At 71.2% G+C, this 19,298-nt stretch carries 19 protein-coding genes; 10 read left to right on the top strand and 9 right to left on the bottom strand.

What is annotated here, in order from left to right:
• Nucleotides 1–40: 40 nt before the first annotated feature.
• Nucleotides 41–1,462, bottom strand: coding sequence for a coniferyl aldehyde dehydrogenase (locus tag ACTJIL_RS14080; protein ID WP_440756244.1), 1,422 nt, complete (start codon nucleotides 1,460–1,462; stop codon nucleotides 41–43).
• A gap of 170 nt (nucleotides 1,463–1,632) precedes the next feature.
• Between ACTJIL_RS14080 and ACTJIL_RS14075 the strand changes: the two genes are divergently transcribed.
• Nucleotides 1,633–2,178, top strand: a complete 546-nt coding sequence (locus ACTJIL_RS14075; RefSeq protein WP_440756243.1) for a gamma carbonic anhydrase family protein — start codon at nucleotides 1,633–1,635, stop codon at nucleotides 2,176–2,178.
• A 153-nt stretch (nucleotides 2,179–2,331) separates the two neighbouring features.
• Here the strand turns inward: ACTJIL_RS14075 and ACTJIL_RS14070 are convergent, their stop codons facing one another.
• Nucleotides 2,332–2,586: a YkgJ family cysteine cluster protein gene (locus ACTJIL_RS14070; protein ID WP_440756242.1), complete on the bottom strand. Its 255-nt coding sequence runs from the start codon at nucleotides 2,584–2,586 to the stop codon at nucleotides 2,332–2,334.
• A 151-nt stretch (nucleotides 2,587–2,737) separates the two neighbouring features.
• On the opposite strand from ACTJIL_RS14070, the gene ACTJIL_RS14065 reads away from it, so the two are divergent.
• The 6 genes from ACTJIL_RS14065 to ACTJIL_RS14040 all read left to right on the top strand — a co-directional run bounded on the left by ACTJIL_RS14065 (nucleotide 2,738) and on the right by ACTJIL_RS14040 (nucleotide 9,619).
• On the top strand, nucleotides 2,738–3,418 hold the full coding sequence (locus ACTJIL_RS14065; protein WP_440756241.1) for an RDD family protein: 681 nt from the start codon (nucleotides 2,738–2,740) through the stop codon (nucleotides 3,416–3,418).
• Complete coding sequence (locus ACTJIL_RS14060) at nucleotides 3,415–4,422, top strand: stage II sporulation protein M (protein ID WP_440756240.1); 1,008 nt, start codon at nucleotides 3,415–3,417, stop codon at nucleotides 4,420–4,422. The genes ACTJIL_RS14065 and ACTJIL_RS14060 overlap by 4 nt, the downstream gene beginning before the upstream one ends.
• Nucleotides 4,419–5,981 (top strand): DUF4129 domain-containing protein, encoded by a 1,563-nt coding sequence (locus ACTJIL_RS14055; protein WP_440756239.1) that lies wholly within the window; start codon nucleotides 4,419–4,421, stop codon nucleotides 5,979–5,981. Before ACTJIL_RS14060 ends, ACTJIL_RS14055 begins: the two co-directional genes overlap by 4 nt.
• Nucleotides 5,978–7,138 (top strand): DUF4350 domain-containing protein, encoded by a 1,161-nt coding sequence (locus ACTJIL_RS14050; RefSeq protein ID WP_440756238.1) that lies wholly within the window; start codon nucleotides 5,978–5,980, stop codon nucleotides 7,136–7,138. Before ACTJIL_RS14055 ends, ACTJIL_RS14050 begins: the two co-directional genes overlap by 4 nt.
• A complete protein-coding gene (locus ACTJIL_RS14045) occupies nucleotides 7,135–8,124 on the top strand; it encodes an AAA family ATPase (RefSeq protein ID WP_440756237.1) in 990 nt (329 codons plus the stop codon). The genes ACTJIL_RS14050 and ACTJIL_RS14045 overlap by 4 nt, the downstream gene beginning before the upstream one ends.
• Before the next feature lie 193 nt (nucleotides 8,125–8,317).
• Complete coding sequence (locus ACTJIL_RS14040; RefSeq protein ID WP_440756236.1) at nucleotides 8,318–9,619, top strand: DUF58 domain-containing protein; 1,302 nt, start codon at nucleotides 8,318–8,320, stop codon at nucleotides 9,617–9,619.
• A 127-nt stretch (nucleotides 9,620–9,746) separates the two neighbouring features.
• Here the strand turns inward: ACTJIL_RS14040 and aroE are convergent, their stop codons facing one another.
• Nucleotides 9,747–10,592, bottom strand: coding sequence for a shikimate dehydrogenase (aroE, locus tag ACTJIL_RS14035; protein ID WP_440756235.1), 846 nt, complete (start codon nucleotides 10,590–10,592; stop codon nucleotides 9,747–9,749).
• Nucleotides 10,593–10,811: 219 nt separating this feature from the next.
• Here aroE and ACTJIL_RS14030 point away from each other — a divergent pair, with 219 nt between their 5' ends.
• Nucleotides 10,812–11,726, top strand: a complete 915-nt coding sequence (locus ACTJIL_RS14030; RefSeq protein ID WP_440756234.1) for a TolB-like protein — start codon at nucleotides 10,812–10,814, stop codon at nucleotides 11,724–11,726.
• Between the two features lie 112 nt (nucleotides 11,727–11,838).
• Here the strand turns inward: ACTJIL_RS14030 and hemB are convergent, their stop codons facing one another.
• The 6 genes from hemB to ACTJIL_RS14000 form a co-directional block, all read right to left on the bottom strand.
• Nucleotides 11,839–12,828, bottom strand: coding sequence for a porphobilinogen synthase (gene hemB, locus ACTJIL_RS14025; RefSeq protein ID WP_440756233.1), 990 nt, complete (start codon nucleotides 12,826–12,828; stop codon nucleotides 11,839–11,841).
• A 153-nt stretch (nucleotides 12,829–12,981) separates the two neighbouring features.
• Nucleotides 12,982–13,230, bottom strand: a complete 249-nt coding sequence (locus ACTJIL_RS14020) for a hypothetical protein (RefSeq protein ID WP_440756232.1) — start codon at nucleotides 13,228–13,230, stop codon at nucleotides 12,982–12,984.
• A 162-nt stretch (nucleotides 13,231–13,392) separates the two neighbouring features.
• Entirely contained in the window at nucleotides 13,393–14,979 is a 1,587-nt protein-coding gene (locus tag ACTJIL_RS14015) for a PA domain-containing protein (protein WP_440756231.1), read from the bottom strand.
• Nucleotides 14,976–15,329 (bottom strand): hypothetical protein, encoded by a 354-nt coding sequence (locus ACTJIL_RS14010; RefSeq protein WP_440756230.1) that lies wholly within the window; start codon nucleotides 15,327–15,329, stop codon nucleotides 14,976–14,978. Before ACTJIL_RS14010 ends, ACTJIL_RS14015 begins: the two co-directional genes overlap by 4 nt.
• 222 nt (nucleotides 15,330–15,551) lie before the next feature.
• On the bottom strand, nucleotides 15,552–16,598 hold the full coding sequence (locus tag ACTJIL_RS14005; protein WP_440756229.1) for a pteridine-dependent deoxygenase: 1,047 nt from the start codon (nucleotides 16,596–16,598) through the stop codon (nucleotides 15,552–15,554).
• Nucleotides 16,595–17,908 carry an NAD(P)/FAD-dependent oxidoreductase gene (locus ACTJIL_RS14000; protein WP_440756228.1) on the bottom strand — a complete coding sequence of 438 codons (1,314 nt, stop codon included), beginning with the start codon at nucleotides 17,906–17,908 and terminating at the stop codon, nucleotides 16,595–16,597. Before ACTJIL_RS14000 ends, ACTJIL_RS14005 begins: the two co-directional genes overlap by 4 nt.
• A 229-nt stretch (nucleotides 17,909–18,137) precedes the next feature.
• On the opposite strand from ACTJIL_RS14000, the gene ACTJIL_RS13995 reads away from it, so the two are divergent.
• Nucleotides 18,138–18,407 (top strand): phosphopantetheine-binding protein, encoded by a 270-nt coding sequence (locus tag ACTJIL_RS13995; RefSeq protein ID WP_440756227.1) that lies wholly within the window; start codon nucleotides 18,138–18,140, stop codon nucleotides 18,405–18,407.
• A 133-nt stretch (nucleotides 18,408–18,540) separates the two neighbouring features.
• A complete protein-coding gene (locus ACTJIL_RS13990) occupies nucleotides 18,541–19,224 on the top strand; it encodes a ketosynthase (protein ID WP_440756630.1) in 684 nt (227 codons plus the stop codon).
• Nucleotides 19,225–19,298 lie beyond the last annotated feature (74 nt).

Raw genomic sequence — 19,298 nt, 5'->3', positions numbered from 1 at the left:
AACATCGCGCCCATGGGGCGCTCCTACAGGATACGGGGTCTCAACCGGCGAGGAATCGCACCATGCGCTCCACGAATCCGCGATACGGCGGCTTGAGCAGGTCGCTCGCCGCCCAGCGCGGTTGCCACAGCACCGGCATCGCCTTGGTCATCGCGTCGAAGCCGGCACGGCCGTGGTACTGGCCCATGCCGCTGGCGCCGACGCCGCCAAACGGCAGGTTGCCGGCGGCGAAATGCAGCAGCGTGTCGTTGACGGTGACGCCGCCGGCGAGGAGGCGGCCGAGGATCTTCTCCACCGTCGCACGGTCGCGGCTGAAGGGATACAGGGCCAGCGGGCGGTCGCGCGCCTCGACGTAGGCGATCGCCTCGTCGAGGTTCCGATAGCTGCGGATCGGCAGGATCGGGCCGAAGATCTCTTCGCCCATCACGCTGGCGTCGTCGCCCGGTTCCAGCACCAGGGTCGGCGCGATCATGCGTTCGGCCTCAGCGCGCACCGGGTCCAGCGCGATCAGTTCGATCACTTCCAGGCCGCGCGCGCGGGCGTCGTCGATGTGGCCGCGCAGGCGCCGGTACTGGCCTTCGTTGATGATGCGGGTGAGGTCGTCGGCCTGCTTCAGGTCGCCGTAGCGCGCCTGGGCCTGTTCGCGCAGCGCAGCCACCAGCGCGTCGCGGCTGGCATGGTCGACCAGCACGTAGTCGGGCGCGATGCAGGTCTGGCCGGCATTGAGCCACTTGCCGGTCGCCAGCCGCGCGGCGGCTTTTGCCGGCGGGAAATCCGCGGTGACGATCGCCGGCGACTTGCCGCCCAGTTCCAGCGTCAGCGGGGTGAGGTTGGGCGCGGCCGCCGCCATCACCTTGCGGCCAACCGCGGTGGAGCCGGTGAACACGAGGTGGTCGAACGGCAGCGCCGAGAACTGCGCACCGAGCGCGGCGTCGCCGAGCGCGACCGCAACGCGGTCGGCGGGAAACACGTCCGCCAGCAACTCGCGCAGCCAGGCACTGGTGTGCGGGGTGTGCTCGGACGGCTTGAGGTAGACGTGGTTGCCGGCGGCGATCGCGGTGGCCAGGGGGATCAGCGCCAGGTTGATCGGGTAATTCCACGGCGACATCACCCCGACCACGCCCACGGCCTCGGGTCGGATCTGCGCGCGCGCCGGCCACAGCCGCCAGCCGCTGCCGACGCGGCGTGGCTTCATCCAGCCGCGCAGCTTGCCGCGCAGGTGGTCGAGTTCGGCGGCCACGGGCATGGATTCGCCGAGCAGGGTCTCGTGCACGGAGCGATGGCCGAAGTCGGCACCGACCGCGTCGAGCATGGCGCCGCGGCCGGCCTTGAAGGCGTCGCGCAGGCGGGCGAGGTCGTCAAGCCGCTGGCGCGCATCGGGGCGGTCCTGCCGCCAGGCGTCGCGCAGGCGGTCGAGGGTGGGGCGCAGTTCGGCGGGCGACGTGTCGGCGGGCAGGTTCATGGGGAGACTATACGGCGCCGCACTGTGCGTTTGGCGGCGATGCGTGCCCCGGGCGCGGTGCGGGAGTCGCTGCAGACGATGCCGGCTCCCCGGCACGGTTCGCGATCGCCGTGATGTCGGGTGGTATCCGTGCCCGGACCAGGTCCGGGGGCAGGTCCTACAATCACGGCATGAACAGCCTCCGCCCCTATCGCGATGTATTCCCCGGCCTCGGCGCGCGCGTCTACATCGACCCGGACGCCAGCGTGATCGGCGACGTGGTGCTCGGCGACGACGTGTCGGTGTGGCCGCAGACGGTGATCCGCGGCGACGTCAATTTCGTCCGCATCGGCGCGCGCACCAACGTGCAGGACGGCACCGTGATCCACGTCAGCCACGACGGCCCGCATGCGAAGCTCGGCGGCTTCGCAACGGTGATCGGCGAGGACGTGACGATCGGCCACAAGGCGATCCTCCACGCCTGCCAGGTCGAGGATGCGGTGCTCATCGGCATGGGCGCGATCGTGCTCGACGGTGCGCTGGTGAAGAAGCACGCCTTCATCGGCGCCGGCGCGCTGGTGCCGCCCGGCCGCACCGTGGGCGAGGGCGAGCTGTGGATCGGAAGCCCGGCGCGGAAGGTGCGGATGCTCAGCGACGCCGAGATCGAGGGCCTGCACTACAGCGCGCAGCACTATGTGCGGTTGAAGGACGAGTATCTCGTCGCCGCGGGGCCATAGTCGCACCGCACTTGCCCTTGTGGGAGCGGCTTGAGCCGCGAGCTTTTGGCCTTCCGGCAAGAAGCTCGCGGCGGAAGCCGCTTCCTGCATGCGACGCGCGCGATGTCAGGCGCGTCGCCTCATCATGCGCAACGTCGGGAGCGTAGCCCCGACCTACGATTGCGTGGCCAGTTCGAGCAGGCGCAGGGTGTCCATCGCCTCGCCGCGGTCATTTCCGCACATGTCATCGGCCGGGCACAGCGAGGCGCAGAACGCGGGACGCATGGGGTTGCCGAACAGGCGACAGCGCAGCGCGTCGTCGAGTTGCACGCACGGGATCCCGGCCGGCTTGCCATGCGGCATGCCGGGGATCGATGAGGTGATCGAGGGCGCGATGCAGCAGGCGCCGCAGCCGTCGCGGCACTGCATGGCGGGATTTCCACGAGAAGGGGATCGCGCATGCGGCGCGTTTGCGCTGGCGTGGCGAGCCGGTAGAGTAGCGCCGGGGATCGGCTTCGGATACGGACGGCATGGATGACCTGATGGCGGCGCGCGTGCGCGACGGGGCGATCGCAGGCTGATGCTCGATACCTTTCGCGAAGTGCATACGCCCGAGGGCGTCGCGCTGCGGCTGCCCGCCGCCGGCCCGGTGCCGCGCGCGCTGGCGTGGCTGATCGACCTGGGCATCCGCATCGGCGTGCTGAGCGTGTCCAGCGCGCTGCTGGGCATCCTGGGCAAGGCCGGCATCGGCATGTACATGATCCTGATGTTCGTGATGCTGTGGCTGTACCCGGTGGTGTTCGAGGCCATGTTCGACGGCCAGACGCCGGGCAAGCGGGCGATGGAACTGCGCGTGGTCTCCGCCGACGGTGCGCCGGTCGGTTGGCTGGCATCTTTCATCCGCAACCTGCTGCGCACGGTCGATGCGCTGCCGGTCGGCTACGGCTTCGGCCTGGCGGCCAGCCTGTCGGATCCGTTCGGGCGCCGCCTGGGCGACATGGTCGCCGGCACCCTGGTGGTGCATGCGCCGCGCCTGCGCCCGCCGACGGCGCCGCCGGTGGCGGGCGTGCAGGCGCCGGTGCATCCGCTGCGGCCGGAAGAGCAGACGGCGGTGATCGCCTTCGCCGAACGGGCCGCGCAGCTCACGCCCGAGCGCCAGGCCGAACTGGCCGACATCGCCGAGCCGGTCACCGGCGCGCGCGGCGAGGCCGGGGTGATGCGGCTGCTGGGCATCTCCAACTGGCTGCTGGGGCGGCGATGAGGCAGGCGCACTTCGTCGCGCGCCACGAGCGCGAGTGGGAGGAGTTCGCGCAGTGGCTCGACGCGCGCGCCGGCAGCCCTCGCGGCGCCCGCGCGGCGCGCGGCTGGCAGGGCCTGCGCGACGAGGACATGCCGGCGCGCTACCGGCGCCTGTGCCAGCAGCTCGCGCTCGCCCGCCGCCGCAACTACAGCCCGGTGGTGACCGCGCGCCTGCAGGAGCTGATGCAGCGCGGCCACAACGCGCTGTACCGGCCGGCGCCGCCGCGCTGGCGGCGGGCGCTGGAATTCCTGCTGGCCGATTTCCCGCGCCTGGTGCGCGCGCAGCGCGGCTGCCTGTGGGCGTCGGCCGCGCTGTTCGTGGCCTCGACCGTGGCCATGTACTTCGCCGTGCGTTGGCGGCCGGAGCTGATCCACAGCCTGTTCGATCCGCAGCAGCTGGCACAGTTCGAATCGATGTACGACCCGGCCGCGCCCGGGGCGAAGCTCGGCCGCGACAGTGGCAGCGACCTGGAGATGTTCGGCTACTACATCGCCAACAACATCGGCATCGGCTTCCGCACCTTCGCCAGCGGCCTGCTGGCCGGCGTCGGTTCGCTGCTGGTGCTGGTGTTCAACGGCGTGATCTTCGGCGCGGTCGCCGGGCACCTGCAGGGCATCGGACACGGTGGCCCGTTCTGGCGCTTCGTGGTCGGGCATTCGGCGCCGGAGCTGTCGGCGATCGTGGTTGCCGGTGCCGCGGGCCTGCGGCTGGGGCTCGACCTGGTCGCGCCTGGCCGGCGCAGCCGCCTCGATGCGCTGGTGGAGGGCGGCAAGGTCGGCGGCAAGCTGTGCCTCGGGGTGTTCGCGATGCTGTTGTTCGCGGCGTTCGTGGAGGCGTTCTGGTCGTCGATCGGGTCGATCCCCGGGCCGGTGAAGTTCGCCGTTGGCGGCGTGCTGTGGGCGCTGGTGCTGGGCTGGCTGGCGTTCGCGGGGCGGAGCAGATCCGTGCGCGGGGCGCCGCCATGAAGCTCGAATCCCTGCGCGTCGAACTGCGACCGCGCTCGCCGTGGGAGGCGGTCGAACTGGGCACCGCGCTGGTGCGCCGCAACGCCGCCGCGATCTGGATCCCGTGGCTGCTGCTGGTCGCGCCGGTGTTCGTGGCCGTCAACCTGGCCGCGCTCGCGGTCGACCGCATCTGGCTGGCATGGCTGGCGATGTGGTGGCTCAAGCCGCTGTTCGACCGCATCGTGCTGTTCGTGCTTTCGCGCGCGGTATTCGGCGAGACGCCCACCACGCGGCAGACGCTGGCCGCGCAGCGCAGCTGGGGCTGGCGCGCGATGCGCGGGCATCTGCTCTGGCGTCGCATCAGCCTGACCCGCGCGCTCGCGCTGCCGGTGGACCTGCTTGAAGGCGCCGACGGCGGCCGCCTGCGCGAACGCCGCCGGGTGCTCGGCGATGCGGTGCGCGGGCAGGGGATGCTGCTGACGCTGGTGTGCCTGCTGTTCGTGGTTGCGCTGTCGCTGTCGATGCTGTCGCTGGCGCTGCTGTTCGTGCCGTGGGAGTTCCTGCCCGAATCGGTGCGCGCGACCTGGTCGCTGCTGACCGTGCAGCCGCCGCGGTGGGCGCAGGTCGTGCTGCACGCCGTCGTGTGGATCGCGACCAGCGCGATCGAGCCGTTCTACGTCGGCGCCGGCTTCGGCCTGTACCTCAACCGTCGCACCCGGATCGAGGCCTGGGACGTGGAGATCGCCCTGCGGCGCATGCGCACGCGATTGGCGACGACGGCGACCGTGCTGCTGCTCGCGGTCGGGGCGATATCGATCCTGCCGCTGCCGTCGCAGGCCGCGCCAGGCGCGAACGCGGTGCAGGACGATGCGGTGCAGCCGCCCGCCAGGACCCGGATCCCGCAGGCGGGCGATGGCGACGCGGCGCGCCTGGACGATGTGTTCGGCGATGCGCGCGTCGACGATCCCGGCTTCGACAAGGCGGTCGAACAGGCCTATCGCGATCCGCTGCTGCGGCCCAAGCGCAAGCAGTCGCACTGGCGGGCGCGGGAACGCGAGCGCCACGCGCCGCCACCGAATCTGCCGTTCCCGGCCCTGGCGAAGGCGATCGCCTTCATCGGCGAATTCGGCCTGTGGCTGCTACTGCTCGCGCTGCTGGTCCTGCTGGCCGCCACCGCGAAGCGCTGGCTGCCGTGGCTGCGCGGTGGCCTGGTGGCCAGGCCATCGCCGACGCCGGTCGAGGTCGCCGAGGCGACGCTGCCCGACGTGCTGCCCGAGGACATCGTCGCCGCCGCGCGCCGGCTGTGGCGCGAAGGCCGGCCGCGGCGCGCGCTGGCCCTGCTGTACCGCGCCAGCGTCGAGGCGATGGCCGTGCGCGCGGCGGTGACGCTGGTGCCCGGGGCGACCGAATCCGAATGCCTGCGCGCATCAAGGCGCATGCCCGACCCGCAGGATCGCGACGCGTTCGCGCGCGTGGTCCGCGTCTGGCAGTACGCGGCCTATGCGCAGCGGTTGCCGGACGAGGGCGCGTTCGACGGCCTGCTCGACACGCTCGCGCAGCGCTTCGGGTGGGCGCGATGAGGCTGTCTGGCCGTAATGTCGGGCTGGTGGTGCTCGGCCTGCTGGTCGCGGCTGCGGCGACGGCGTGGTGGACGTACAACTACGAATACGTCGAGACCGAAGTCACCCTGCGGCCGCGCGGCGAAGCCAGCTACAACCCGCTGTACGCGCTCAAGCTGGCCCTGCAGGCCGACGGTGCGCAGGCACGGTCGCGGCAGCGCCTGCAGCTGGGCGACGTGCCGCTCGACGCGCGCGACACGGTGCTGGTGCTCAACGATCCGCGCACGCTGCCGGTCGAGGACGTGAACGGCCTGCTGGACTGGGTGGAGGACGGCGGCCACCTGCTGGTGCGCACGCCGCCGCTGGAACGCGGCGAAGCGACACGCGCGGGGGAACTGCTCGATGCGCTGCAGCTGCGGCCGATGCCATCCTACGAGTGCATGCGCATCGCGCCGCCTGCGGGCGCCGGCCGCGAACGACGCGACGACGACGGCAAGAAGCCCGACGCGGCGTTCGCGTTCTGCGGCGGCACCCGCTTCACCATGCTCGGGGTCGAGCCATTGCACGCCTGGGGCGACCTCGACAATGGCTACGCCTACGCACGCCTGGCGCACGGCGAGGGCACGGTGGACGTGGTGGCGGACTTCAACTTCCTCACCAATGCTTCGCTGGAACGCCCCGCGTTCAGCGCGTTGGCGCGGCAACTGCTGCAGCCGGGCTGGAAGCGCGGCACGGTGCACCTGGTCTACGCCGCGAACATGCCGTCGCTGTGGCGGCTGCTGCTCGAAACCGCATGGATGGCGTGGTTGCCTGCGCTGCTGGCGCTGGCCGGGTGGCTGTGGATGCGCACCCAGCGCTTCGGCCCGCGGCTGCCATCGCCGGAGCCGGCGCGGCGCGCGCTGCTCGAACACGTGCAGGCCAGCGGCGAGCACCTGTGGCGCTACGGCCGCGCGTCGGCGCTGTACGCCGCCGTGCGTGAGGTGTTCATGGCGCGCCTGCGCCGCCGCGACCCACTGGCCGCCGCGCTCGACGGCCGCGCGCAGGCCGAAGCCATCGCGCACCGCACCGGCGCGCCGCTCGCCGACATCGAACAGGCCCTGCAGACGCCGCGTCCCAATGACGGCGCCGACTTCCGCCACCGCATCGCAAGACTCCTCCAGTTGAGGCAACAGCTATGACCGACCTGCAACCGCACCCCGTCCCAATCACCGGCGACGCCCTCGCCACGCGTGTCGCCGCGGTTCGCGACGAAGTGGCCAAGGCCTTCATCGGCCAGGCCGACGTGCTCGACCAGATCCTGGTCGCGCTGCTCGCCGGCGGCCACGTGCTGGTCGAAGGCGTGCCGGGGCTGGGCAAGACCCTGCTGGTGCGCGCGCTGGCGCAGGCGCTGGGCTGCGGCTTCGCGCGCGTGCAGTTCACCCCCGACCTGATGCCCAGCGACGTCAGCGGCCACGCGGTCTACGACCCGAAGACCGAGAGCTTCGTGGTCCGCCGCGGCCCGGTGTTCACCAACCTGCTGCTGGCCGACGAGATCAACCGCGCGCCGGCCAAGACCCAGTCGGCGCTGCTGGAGGTGATGCAGGAGCAGCAGGTGACGATCGAAGGCTCGAGCTTCCCCCTGCCGCCGCCGTTCATGGCGCTGGCCACGCAGAACCCGATCGAGCAGGAAGGCACCTATCCGCTGCCCGAGGCGCAGCTCGACCGCTTCCTGCTGAAGGTGTTGATCGACTATCCGTCGCAGGCCGACGAGGTGCGCATGGTCGCGGCGGTCAGCAGCGGCCGCACCGCCGCCGACTTCGACCTGTCGCAGGTGGCGCAGGTGCTGTCGGCCGACGACATCGTGGCGATGCAGCAGGGCACCGCGCAGGTGACGCTGGACGACGCGGTGGTGCAGTACGCGGTGCGGATCGCCGCGGCCACGCGCAAGTGGCCGGGCATTGCGCTCGGCGCCGGCCCGCGCGGCAGTCTGGCGCTGGTGCGCGCCGCGCGCGCGCAGGCGGTGCTGATGGGGCGCGACTTCGTCACCCCCGACGACATCCGCGACATCGCCAAGCCGGCGCTGCGCCACCGCATCGCACTGGCGCCGGAACTGCAGATCGAAGGCCAGGACCCCGACCAGGTGCTGCACGCGCTGCTGGCCAAGGTGGAGGCGCCGCGACAGTGAGCGCGATGCGTCTCCTCGCGGGCCGTCGCCATCGTTTCGCCGCGGGGTGGGATTGGCGCGTGGCCACGGAGACCTGTCATGCCGAGTGCGGCGAGGGATCTTTTGTCCGCGCGGCAAGATCCCTCCCCCGGCCTGCGCGGAGGGTCGGGATGACAGAGCGCAGCGGCGCGCGCGCGTGGAATGGGAGCCGCCAATGAGGCCTGCGCCACTCCTGGTCATCCTGCTCGCTCTGTGGGCCGGGGTCGGCGTGGCGGGGGGCTTCGGCTGGTTGCCGATGCGCGCGTGGTGGTGGATGGGCGCTGCGATCGCAGTCGCCGCGCTGCTCGACCTGCTGCGGCTGCGCCGCCGCGCCACGCCGGAGATCGTGCGCGATCTGCCCGAGGCGCTGCCGATCGGGATCGAACGCGAAGTGACGCTGCACATCGAATCCGGTCCGCGCCGCCAGCGCGTGGACGTGTTCGACCTGCATCCGGGCGGCTGGGAATCCAGTGGCCTGCCGCGCGCCCTGCTGCTGCCGCCGGACACCGTGTCGAGCTTCGGCTATCGCCTGCGCCCGACCGCGCGCGGCGATTTCCGCTTCGAAGGCGTGCAGCTGCGGCTGCTGTCGCCGTGGCGGCTGTGGCGGCAATCGCGGCTGGCCGGCGTGCCGCAGGCGGTGCGGGTGTTCCCCAACTTCGCGCCGCTGGCGCGCTTTGCGTTGCTGTCGGCGGAACAGGCCTCGCGCATGGTCGGCGCCCACCTCAAGCGCCGCCGCGGCGAGGGCACCGACTTCCACCAGATGCGCGAGTACCGCATCGGCGACAGCCTGCGCCAGATCGACTGGAAGGCCACCGCACGCGCGCGCAAGCTGATCTCGCGCGAGTACCAGGACGAGAAGAACCAGCAGCTGATCGTGGTGCTCGACACCGGCCGCCGGATGCTCGCGCGCGACGGTGCGCTGGCGCACTTCGACCACGCGCTGGACGCCGCGCTGGTGGTGTCATACCTCGCGTTGCGGCAGGGCGACGCGGTGGGATTCTTCGCCACCGGCGGCGAGCAGCGCTGGGTCGCGCCGCAGCGCAGCCTCGGCGCGATCGACACCCTGCTGCGCGCCAGCTACGACCTGCAGCCGCAGCCAGTCGCGACCGATTACCTCGCCGCCGCCACCGGCCTGTCGCTGCGCCAGCGCCGGCGCGGCCTGCTGATGCTGGTGACCAACCTGCGCGACGAGGACAGCGAGGACCTGCTGGTCGCGGTGCGGATGCTGCAGCGGCGCCACCTGGTGGTCGTTGCGTCCTTGCGCGAACGCGCCATCGACGAAGCGCTCGACGCCGGCATCCACGAATTGCCCGACGCCCTGCGCGCCGCCGCCGCCGCCCGCTACCTCGCCCAGCGCGCCGCCGTGCACGACGCCCTGCGCCACCAGCACGTGATGGTGCTGGACGTGACCTGCGAACAGCTGCCGGCGGCGCTGGTGGAAAAGTACCTGGCGATCAAGCGCGACGGGATGCTGTAGGTCGGGGCTACGCGCCGGTGGTCTCCCGGTTCTTGTAGGAGCGGCTTCAGCCGCGAGCTCTTGATCTCGGCAGGCGATGGGAAAAGCTCGCGGCTGAAGCCGCTCCTGCAAATGCAAAGCGGTTCGGCTAATCCGCCGTCACCAGCAACGCATTGCGCTCGCGCAGCGCCGCGTAGGCTTCGTCGGTGTACGGCCGCACGCCGTGCCAGAGCTTGAACGCTTCGGCGGCCTGTTCGACCAGCATGCCGATGCCGTCGATGGCGTGGTGCGCGTGGGCGGCGCGGGCCCAGGCCAGGAACGGGATCGCCACTTCGCCATAGCTCAGGTCGACGCAGGCCGTGCGCGCGCCGACCAGCGACGTCGGCAAAGTGGGCAGGCCGCTGCTGCGTGCGGCCGAGGTGGCGTTGATGATCAGGTCGAATTCGCCCAGCGCCGGCAGGTCCTCGAAGTAGCGCGAATGCACGCGCCTGGGCAGGCCCAGCTTGTCGACCAGCGCGTCGGCGCGGTCGCTGGTGCGGTTGACGATGAACAGGTCGCCGATGCCGGCGTCGATCAGCGCCGGCGCGACGCCGTGCGCGGCGCCGCCGGCGCCCAGCAGCAGGGTGCGGCGCTGGCGCAGGTCCAGGCCGTGGCGGCCGGTGAGGTCGCGCACCAGGCCGATGCCGTCGGTGTTGTCGCCGTGCCAGTGCTCGCCGTTGCGGACCAGGGTGTTGACCGCGCCGGCGCGGCGCGCGCGGTCGCTGACGTCCGCGCACAGCGCCAATGCGGCTTCCTTCAGCGGCAGGGTCACGCTGGCACCGTCGCCGCCGCCCGCGGCAAAGGCCTCGAGCGCGGTGGCGAAGGTGTCGGGAGTGGCGTCGATCGCTTCGAAACGCAGTGCGATCCCGGTCTGGCGGCTGAAGCGGGCATGGATGCGCGGCGACAGCGAGTGCGCGACCGGGTGGCCGAAGACGGCGTGGTGGGATTCGGACATGGCAGCCCCTGTGTGTCGAGGAACGCGTGTCTAGGAAAGGGCGCGGCGGCGTGCTTGACGTCCACCGCGGCGGTCGCGGCCAGTGTACTCCGCCGGTTTGTGGAGTCTCTGCGATGGCACGGTCCATCCGCCGGAGCATGGAAAGCCTGCCGGCCGCGCCGCCATCCACCGATCCCGCATCGCCCGCTAGACTGCCGCGGATTCGAACGGAGCGTAGCGATGGGGCAGGCGAAAGTGCGTCTGGCAACGGTGCTTGCGGTGGCGGTGTCTGCAGCGCTGGTGTCAGGCTGCGGCGCGGCAGCTGCGGCGCTGCAGGAATTCGGCATCGAAGGCATGGGCGTGGTGTCGACGCCGCACGGCGAGGTCCGCGCCAGCGTCAGTCCCGACGGGCAGCGCATCGTCTGGGGCAGCACCGATCGGCCCGGCGGCGCCGGCGGCTGGGACCTGTGGCAGGCCACGCTGCGCGATGGCCGCTGGCAGGATCCGCGGCCGCTGCCGGTCAACTCGCCGGCGAACGACTTCGACCCGGCCTTCAGCGCCGATGGCCGCTGGCTGTACTTCTTCTCCAACCGCGAAGGCGGCTTCGGCGGTGACGACCTGTATCGCGCCGCGGTGCTGGCCGATGGCGGTTTCGGTGCGGTCGAAAACCTGGGCGCCGGCGTCAACGGCAAGGGCGACGAGTGGGCACCGACGCCCGGCGCGGAGGGCGCGCACCTGCTGTACGCCAGCGACGGCTTCGGCGGCGCCGGTGGCCACGACCTGTTCGTCGCGCGATGGAACGGCGCGGCGTTCGTCGAGCCGCAGCCGGTGCCGGGGGTCAACACCGCCGCCGACGAGTTCGACGCGGCCTGGCTGGGCGATGGCCGGACAATCGTGTTCGCGCGTTCGGACGACGTCGGGAATGCGCCGATCCGGCTGATGCTCGCGCAGTGCGATGGCAAGGCGTTCGCCGAAGCGCAGCCGCTGGCGCTGTCGTTCAACACCGCCGACGGCAACACGCTTGCGCCGGTGGTGGACCTGTCGAAGCCGTCCGAGCTGCTGGTCAGCGGCTCGGCGAAGGCGCCGAAGGCGGGGAAGCTGGACATCTACCGCATGCGCGCGCCAGTAGCGACCGGGCAGTCCGGCTGCCTGTAGAAGCGACCTGGGCGCGAGCGTTTCGCCGGCAAGGTATCGCGCCCGTGGGGCGCTCCGGCGATGGGTGTGGTGCGCGTACGACGGACGATCGACGCACCGCGCCGCCTTCCGCTCAGCCTTCGCGCAGCCAGCGCGCCGCGTCGATCGCGAAGTAGGTCAGCACGCCGTCTGCACCGGCGCGCTTGAAGCCCAGCAGCGCCTCCAGCACGCACTTGCGCTCGTCGAGCCAGCCGTTGGCGAACGCGGCCTTGAGCATCGCGTACTCGCCGCTGACCTGGTAGGCGTAGGTCGGCACGCCGAACTCGTCCTTCACCCGGCGCACCACGTCCAGGTACGGCATGCCCGGCTTGACCATCACCATGTCGGCGCCTTCCTCCAGGTCCAGCGCCACTTCGCGCAGCGCCTCGTCGGAGTTGCCCGGGTCCATCTGGTAGGTGCGCTTGTCGGCCTTGCCCAGCGCGCTTGCAGAGCCGACGGCGTCGCGGAACGGGCCGTAGAAGCTGCTGGCGTACTTGGCTGCGTAGGCCAGGATGCGGGTGTGGATGAAACCGTCCTGCTCAAGCGCGGCGCGGATCGCGCCGATGCGGCCGTCCATCATGTCGCTGGGCGCGACCACGTCGGCGCCGGCGCGCGCGTGCGACAGCGCCTGCTGCACCAGCGCCTCGACGGTGACGTCGTTGATGACGTAGCCGGTGTCGTCGACGATGCCGTCCTGGCCGTGCGAGGTGTATGGGTCGAGCGCGACGTCGGTGATCACGCCCAGTTCGGGAAAGCGTGCCTTCAAGGCGCGGATCGCGCGCTGGCACAGGCCGTCGTCGTCCCACGCGGCGGCGGCATCGAGGGACTTGGCCTCTGGTGCGGTGACCGGGAACAGCGCCAGCGCCGGGATCCGCAGCTCGCTGGCGGTTTCGGCCACGCGCAGCAGCTCGTCGATCGACAGCCGCTCGACGCCGGGCATCGACGGCACCGCCGCGCGGCCGGCGGGTTCATGCACGAAGACCGGGTAGATCAGGTCGTCGGCGGTGAGGACGGACTCGCGCATCAGCCGGCGCGAGAAATCATCGCGGCGCATGCGTCGCGGGCGAAGGTAGGGATAGGTCATGCGGGCATTTTACGCCTGCCGCGGCGCGGGGTCGCCCCGCGGTTCCCTTGTAGGAGCGGCTTCAGCCGCGAGCTCTTGATCTGCCACCGACTGCGGCAAAAGCTCGCGGCTGAAGCCGCTCCTGCAGGATCCCGGTTCGGAAGGCAGGCGGGGTCAGATCACCCCGCCGCCCAGCATCAGCCGCGCGACGCCGACCACGATCACCAGGCCGTTGAGCGCGAGCCCGGTCTTGGCCCGGCCGCGGTTGCCCGGCGCGGTAAACAGCACGCCGATGGCGGCGATGATCGCGCCGACCGCGGCGAACGGAATCAGGAACCAGTTGCCCCAACCCAGCAGCGGAATCAGGGCGACGATCATCCAGATCATCGCGACGATGCCCCAGAGCAAGCTGATCAGCCCCATGTCCCACTCCAAGCAAGATGTAGCGCCATTGATGGCGCCGGTTGCCTGCGATTGCAAGTGGCGGGCGGCCCGGAGCGGGGGTCCGGCGCGTCCGCAGCCGGGGAAAAAGGCGGCGCCCCGTGGGGCGCCGCATCGGATGCACGCAGGCGAAGCAGCCGCGTCCTACCCACCCTTGCCCGATTTCGCCGCGCAGCTCGTGATCGCATCGGCCTGGGGCCCGGACACCAGGCCGCTGGCCTCCAGCCGGTCGGCGTACTGCGCCATGCAGCGCTGGTAGTGGCCGCGGTTGCGGGCCCGGCTTTCGCACAGGTTGCTGGTGGCCTGGACGTTCGCCCCGACGATGATGCCGGCATCGTCGACCACGTCCACGCCGGTATCGCAGTTGCCGATCCTGGCGTTGCCACCATTGATCGTCCAGCCGGTGTCCTGCAGCAGGTTGGCCGAGATGTCGAGGTTGAGCGAGGCATCGAGCGAGTCGTTGATGGCCGGCTCCATCAACGCGTTCGGCGCCAGTGCGGTGTCGTAATGCGAGCCGGAGGAGCCGCCCTGCACCGGGTCGGGCATGAACAGGCGCGGATGGCCCGCGTCGTCGGCGCCCTGCAGCTTGTCCGGATCGACCACCAGTCCCACCTGCGCGGGCAGGTTCGCCTTGAAGGCATTGCCGTCGGCGAGCGTGATCCGGATCGCGGGAATCGTGATGGCGGGATCGGTCCCGCCCAGCGCCGGTGGCGGGGTGCCGGCGACGTTGTCGGCGATCACCATCCCGGTGGCACCCGCGGCCTGCGCGTTCAGGGCCTTGATCACGAACGTGCAGCCGCCGCGATCGAGCAGCACGATGTTGCCCGCGACCGCCGCCGGATTGGCCAGCGGCTCGCAACCGTCGTTGTTGGCACCGACACCATCCGCGCCCAGGACCACGGTGCCGCTGAAGTTCGCGGGCGTGATCGCCGGGCCGAAGCTGGCGGTGCCGTACTCGTACTCGCCGGCGAGCGCGGCCGGCGCGGTGACGGTGAACGCCGTGCGCGGATCGAGCGTCAACCCTGCACCCAGGGTTGCGCGGACACCGTCGAACACGACCTTGCCGTAGTTGAGGGCGGAGGCCTGGCGTTCGGGCACGGTCATCTGCGTCCAGTACTTGCCGGTGGTGTTGTCGAAGGTGAAGACCGAATAGATGTCTTGGCGGTTGGCCAGGAACGTGCCGGCGGCCTCGTTCTCGAAGTTCTGGAACCCGAGGCCGTGGCCGAACTCGTGCATCACCACGTCGAGGAAGCTGACCTGTCCGGCGGGAGTGTCGCCGTCGAGGCCGTAGTAGAAGTCGAAGTCGGAACTGAACTGCGAGTTGATGTCGATGAAGCCGGGCTGCAGGTCGGTGCCCGAGATCGCATCGGCCAGCGCCGAGCTGTACCAGGTGTCGGCGACGATGCCCGGGGCGAAGTCCGAGAACACGAACGTCGCGCCGGCCGAACCCAGCACGTTGGGACCCAGCGGGTTGAACTGCGCGCCGACGAAGACCGGCTGGTCGCTGACCAGCACCGAGCCCCACAGGTCGGCGGCGAACTGGGCCACGATCCGGCGTTGTTCGCCGATCGTGGTGCCGGGGTTGCCGCCCGCCGGCAGGGCCGGGGTCGTGTCGTTGTAGCCTTCGCCGGGGTCGTCGAAATTGACCGGGACGACATCGGCCGCGTGCGACGCGGACCCGCACAACAGCATCGTGGTGGCGATGGAAAGCGCCAGCAGTGACTTGTTCATTGGTCCAGGCCCTCCTCGCAGCCGGATCGCGGCGCGGCATCGCCCGACGACTCGATCTGGTGAAGTCCGCCCTGCGCATCCTTGCGGACCGACAGGGTGTTCCACAGTTCGGTCGGCACCTGCATCGATTCCCCGCCCGCCGGGCGGCGAACCAGGGTTGGCAAGGCCTCGGCTTCGGTGCGCGGCTGTTTCAGGTTGCGGTTGCGCTGGGCCATGGAATCGCCCAGCGCCTTGCGCTGCTCGATGGACATCGGGGGCTTGTCGGGACGGGCGTTCTGCGCCGACGCGATGCCGGACGCGGCGATGGCCAGGCCGGCCAGCAGGCAACAGGCGGTGGGCACGTGCTTCATGGAAAATCCTCCTCGGGGGACGACAGCAGACCGCGCTGGAGCGCGGCGAGGATGGTCTGGAGGCAGGCGTTGCTGTCGAAAGACGACTGGCCAGCGGAGTCTGCGAGCGGCGCCGGCCGTCATTCAATCCGCAGCGCAACATGTCCGACGGGCGGCGGCCCCGCCTTCGCCCGGCGACCGGAGGCCGGGCTCATGCGCCCGGCGGCGTGTCGCGGGCCTGGCTCAGACGGCGCCGTGCACGCCGTCGATCTCCACCGCCAGCTCACGCCGGCAGATCGCGGCGTGCAGGAGCACCCGCGGCACGCTGTCGCCGAGGCGGCGGTCGAGGGCGTCGGCGACGATGGCCATGTCGTCGCGGTCGCGGACGTAAACCTTCAGCCGGGTGCCGGGGCCGAACTGCGCCGGCAGTTCCGACTGGCGCGCGCGCGCGGCGCCGAGCAGGGCGTCGAAGTTGTTGAACGTCTCGTCGAGCTGGGCCAGCAGTTCGCCCTCGTGCGCGGTGGCGTGGCCGACCACGCTGGCGGTGCCCGACAGCAGCAGCGGCATCGCGCTGCCCGGTGGCGGCAGCATCGCGCGGGCGAAACTCGGCTGCTGCGGGCCGTACTGGCGCGGGTAGCGGTAGGCGCTGACCTGGCGCGGATTCTCCACCGGCGTGCCAGGCGTGCGCGCAGCCAGCCAGTAGACCTGGACCACGCGGGCGTCGTCGCAGCGGCCGATCGCGGTGGCCGCGGGCAGGTTGTGGGCCTCGAAGTCGCCGAGCCCCTGCGCGCGGCCGACGCAGAATTCGCGGTAGCGCTCGGCATCGCCCTCGCCGAGGGTGATGGCGTCGAGATAGTTCCAGACCCGCAGCAGGTGCGGCGTGTCACTGCCGCGGACGAATGCCGTCATGCGCGCGTAGGCATGCCGGGCGGCGGCGGTGATCCCGGAACTCCCGGCCGCGGCGTGTTGCGCCTCGTCGACCTCGATCGCCCCGAACAGCAACTGGCCGTCGGTCGACCAGCGGATGTCGCCGCCCCCGTGCGCGGGGGCGGGCTCGCGGCCGTGGAGGACCGGCGCATTGGCGCGCCAGACCTCGAACGGCGCCGCGCCGTGCGGCATCAGCGGCACGCGCAGGTAGCGCGGGTCGTCGTGCGCATGCGGCACGTCGCCGAAGCCGAACACGGCCAGCGTGTCGTCCGCCAGCAGCGGCGTCGCCGACGCGGCGCGGACGTACTCGACCTGCAGCCGCGGCGCCGGTGCGCCGGGCATGGATTGCAGCGGCCGGCTCATGGGTTGCCCGCGTGCAGGGTGTCGCCGTCGAAGCCGACGTGCGCCTGGCGCCGGCGGCGCCACCAGTCGCGCAGCGCGCGCGGCGCCATCCGCAGCGCGGCGGCGGTGTACAGCACCCGGAACATGCGCAGCCGCCGGCGCACGCGCGGGCTGTCGAAGACGTCGCCGGCCAGCATCGCCACCACCGCCTGCTCGATCTGCAGGGTGTTGCGCGGGTTGGCGAACAGGTACTTCATCGTCGGCGAGGTGAAGCGGTAGATGAACCACTTGAACTCGTCCAGCCCGACGACCAGCCGACGCTCCAGGTCGCGCTGCAACCGCGCCTCGCGCGATGGTTCGCGCAGTGCGCCGTCGACGACTGCCGCGCCCTGTTCGGCGCCGTGCATGCCCAGGTACACGCCGGAGGAGAACATCGGGTCGACGAAGTTCCAGGCGTCGCCCACCAGCAGCCAGCCCGGCCCGGACATGCGCGTGCATTCGTAGGCGTAGTTGCCGGTGACGTGCACCGGCGCGACGCGCTGCGCGCCTTCCATGCGCCGGGCGACCTCGGGGATCGTGTCCAGCGTGCGCAGCAGGAAGCCTTCGCTGTCGCCCTTGCGGGTCTTGAGGTATTCCGGATAGCACACCGCGCCGACGCTCATGTCGCCGTCGGCCAGCGGGATCAGCCAGGCCCAGCCGTGCTCGTGGCGGTAGATGCTGACGTTGCCGGCATCGCGGCCGGGCCGGCGTTCGACCCCGCGGTAGTGGCTGAACACCGCCGCCGACTGGTGGCGCGGGTTCTTGCGCTTGAGCTTGAGCTTGCCGCCGAGGAACGCGTCGCGGCCGCTGGCGTCGACCAGATAACGCGGGCGGAAGGCCAGCGCGTTGCCGTCGGCGTCGCGCGCGTGCACCAGCGCCGGGCGGTTGCCGGCATCGAACTCGACCCGTTCCACCTTGACCTGCTCGCGTGCGTCCACGCCGTGCTCGCGCGCATGCTCGAACAGCACCTGGTCGAACTGCTCGCGCTTGACGTGGTAGGCGTGCGCGAACTTGACGTCCAGCGCCCTGGCGAAATCGAAAGTGTTGTAGCCGCCCTCGTCGCGCGGGAAGTCGGCGCCCAGCTTGCGCATGCCGATCGCGTCGACCTTTTCCAGCGCGCCCATGCGCTCGAGGATCGGCATGTTCATCGGCAGCAGCGACTCGCCGATGTGGAAGCGCGGGTGGCAGTCCTTCTCCAGCATCGTCACCTGCCAGCCCTTGCGCGCCAGCAGCGTGGCGATGGTGCTGCCGGCCGGGCCGCCGCCGATCACCAGCACGTCGGTGTCGGTCATGGGCGGTGTTTCCGGGAGTGCGGGCGCGTGGCTGGGCAGTTCGGGCTGGACGCGATTCGTGGTCATCCTGAATACGGGCGCTGTCTGGCAAGGGTGGCCAAACATGATAACGGCTGCGCGAAGTGCCCAGTTGCGCGGCGCGGCGCGATGCTGGATCGTTGCAGCCCCGGCAGCGGCGGAACCCGCCCGCGCCGGCCCGAACCGACACGCCAACCCGAACGGAAGCCTGATGCCACCGCAAACCGATGCCGAACGCGAACTCGCGCAACTGCTGGTCGAAAGCCTGAACCTGGAGGACGTCGCGCCCGACTCGATCGATCCCGAGGCGCCGCTGTTCAACACCGGACTGGCCCTGGACTCGATCGACGCGCTCGAGCTGGCGCTGGCGATCAGCAAGCGCTACGGCTTCCAGCTGCGTTCGGACAACGACGAGAACCGCAAGATCTTCGCCTCGCTGCGCGCGCTGTCGGCGCACGTCGAGCAGAACAAGGCAGCCTGATCCTGCGCCCGTCCGCCGGGGCGCTGACCGTGCCCGGCGGATTCCCGGCGCTGGCCGCAACCGCACGACAACCGGGGCGCCACAGGCGCCGCGCCCGCCGCCACTTCCGCTTCCCATCGGTGACCGTGCAGTGATCCTCGTCTTCCAGGCGCTGCTGGCGCTGGCCTACACCGTGCTGGCGCACCTTTCCAATGCCTGGGACCGCCCCGGCCTGGCCGCGATCGCACTGGCGCTGCTGGCGCTGATGCTGCTGCTGGCGCCGATGCTGCACCGGCAATGGTGGGCGTGGGCGGCCCTGCCGCTGCTGTGGCTGGGCGTGCTGGTGCTCTATTGCGACGGGCTGGTGCGCGCGCCGATGCTGCTGGTGCCGGTGGCGTTCGTGGCGCTGATCGCATGGTGGTTCGGACGCAGCCTGCGCGATGGCCGGGTGGCGTTGATCACCCGCATCGTGTCGCGGCTCGACGACATCGCGCCGGCGCAGATGGCGCCCGAACTGCTGCGCTACACCCGCGCGCTGACCGCGGCCTGGGCCTGGCTGCTGGCCGGGCTGGCGCTGGTGAACCTGGTCCTGGCGCTGGTCGCGGTGCCCGACGGCCTGCTGGCCACGCTGGGCCTGCGTTCGCCGCTGCCGGTCACGCGGACGCAGTGGTCGTGGTTCGCCAACATCTGCAACTACGGCATCGTCGGCGGCTTCTTCATCGCCGAGTACCAGTTCCGCAAGCGCCGCTTCCCCGGCCGCTACGACAGCTTCCTGGGCTTCCTGCGCAAGCTGGCCGCGCTGGGGCCGGCGTTCTGGCGCGATTTCCTGAAGCCGTGATGCATGGCGCGTGATCGGCAAAGGCCATAAGGCAGCTGGCAGCCGCCGGCCCGCTTTTTCGAATCACCTACACG

It is taken from the genome of Luteimonas sp. 22616, from assembly GCF_052044325.1.
GTDB lineage: Bacteria > Pseudomonadota > Gammaproteobacteria > Xanthomonadales > Xanthomonadaceae > Luteimonas.
This window is presented reverse-complemented; position numbering and strand designations above follow the sequence as displayed.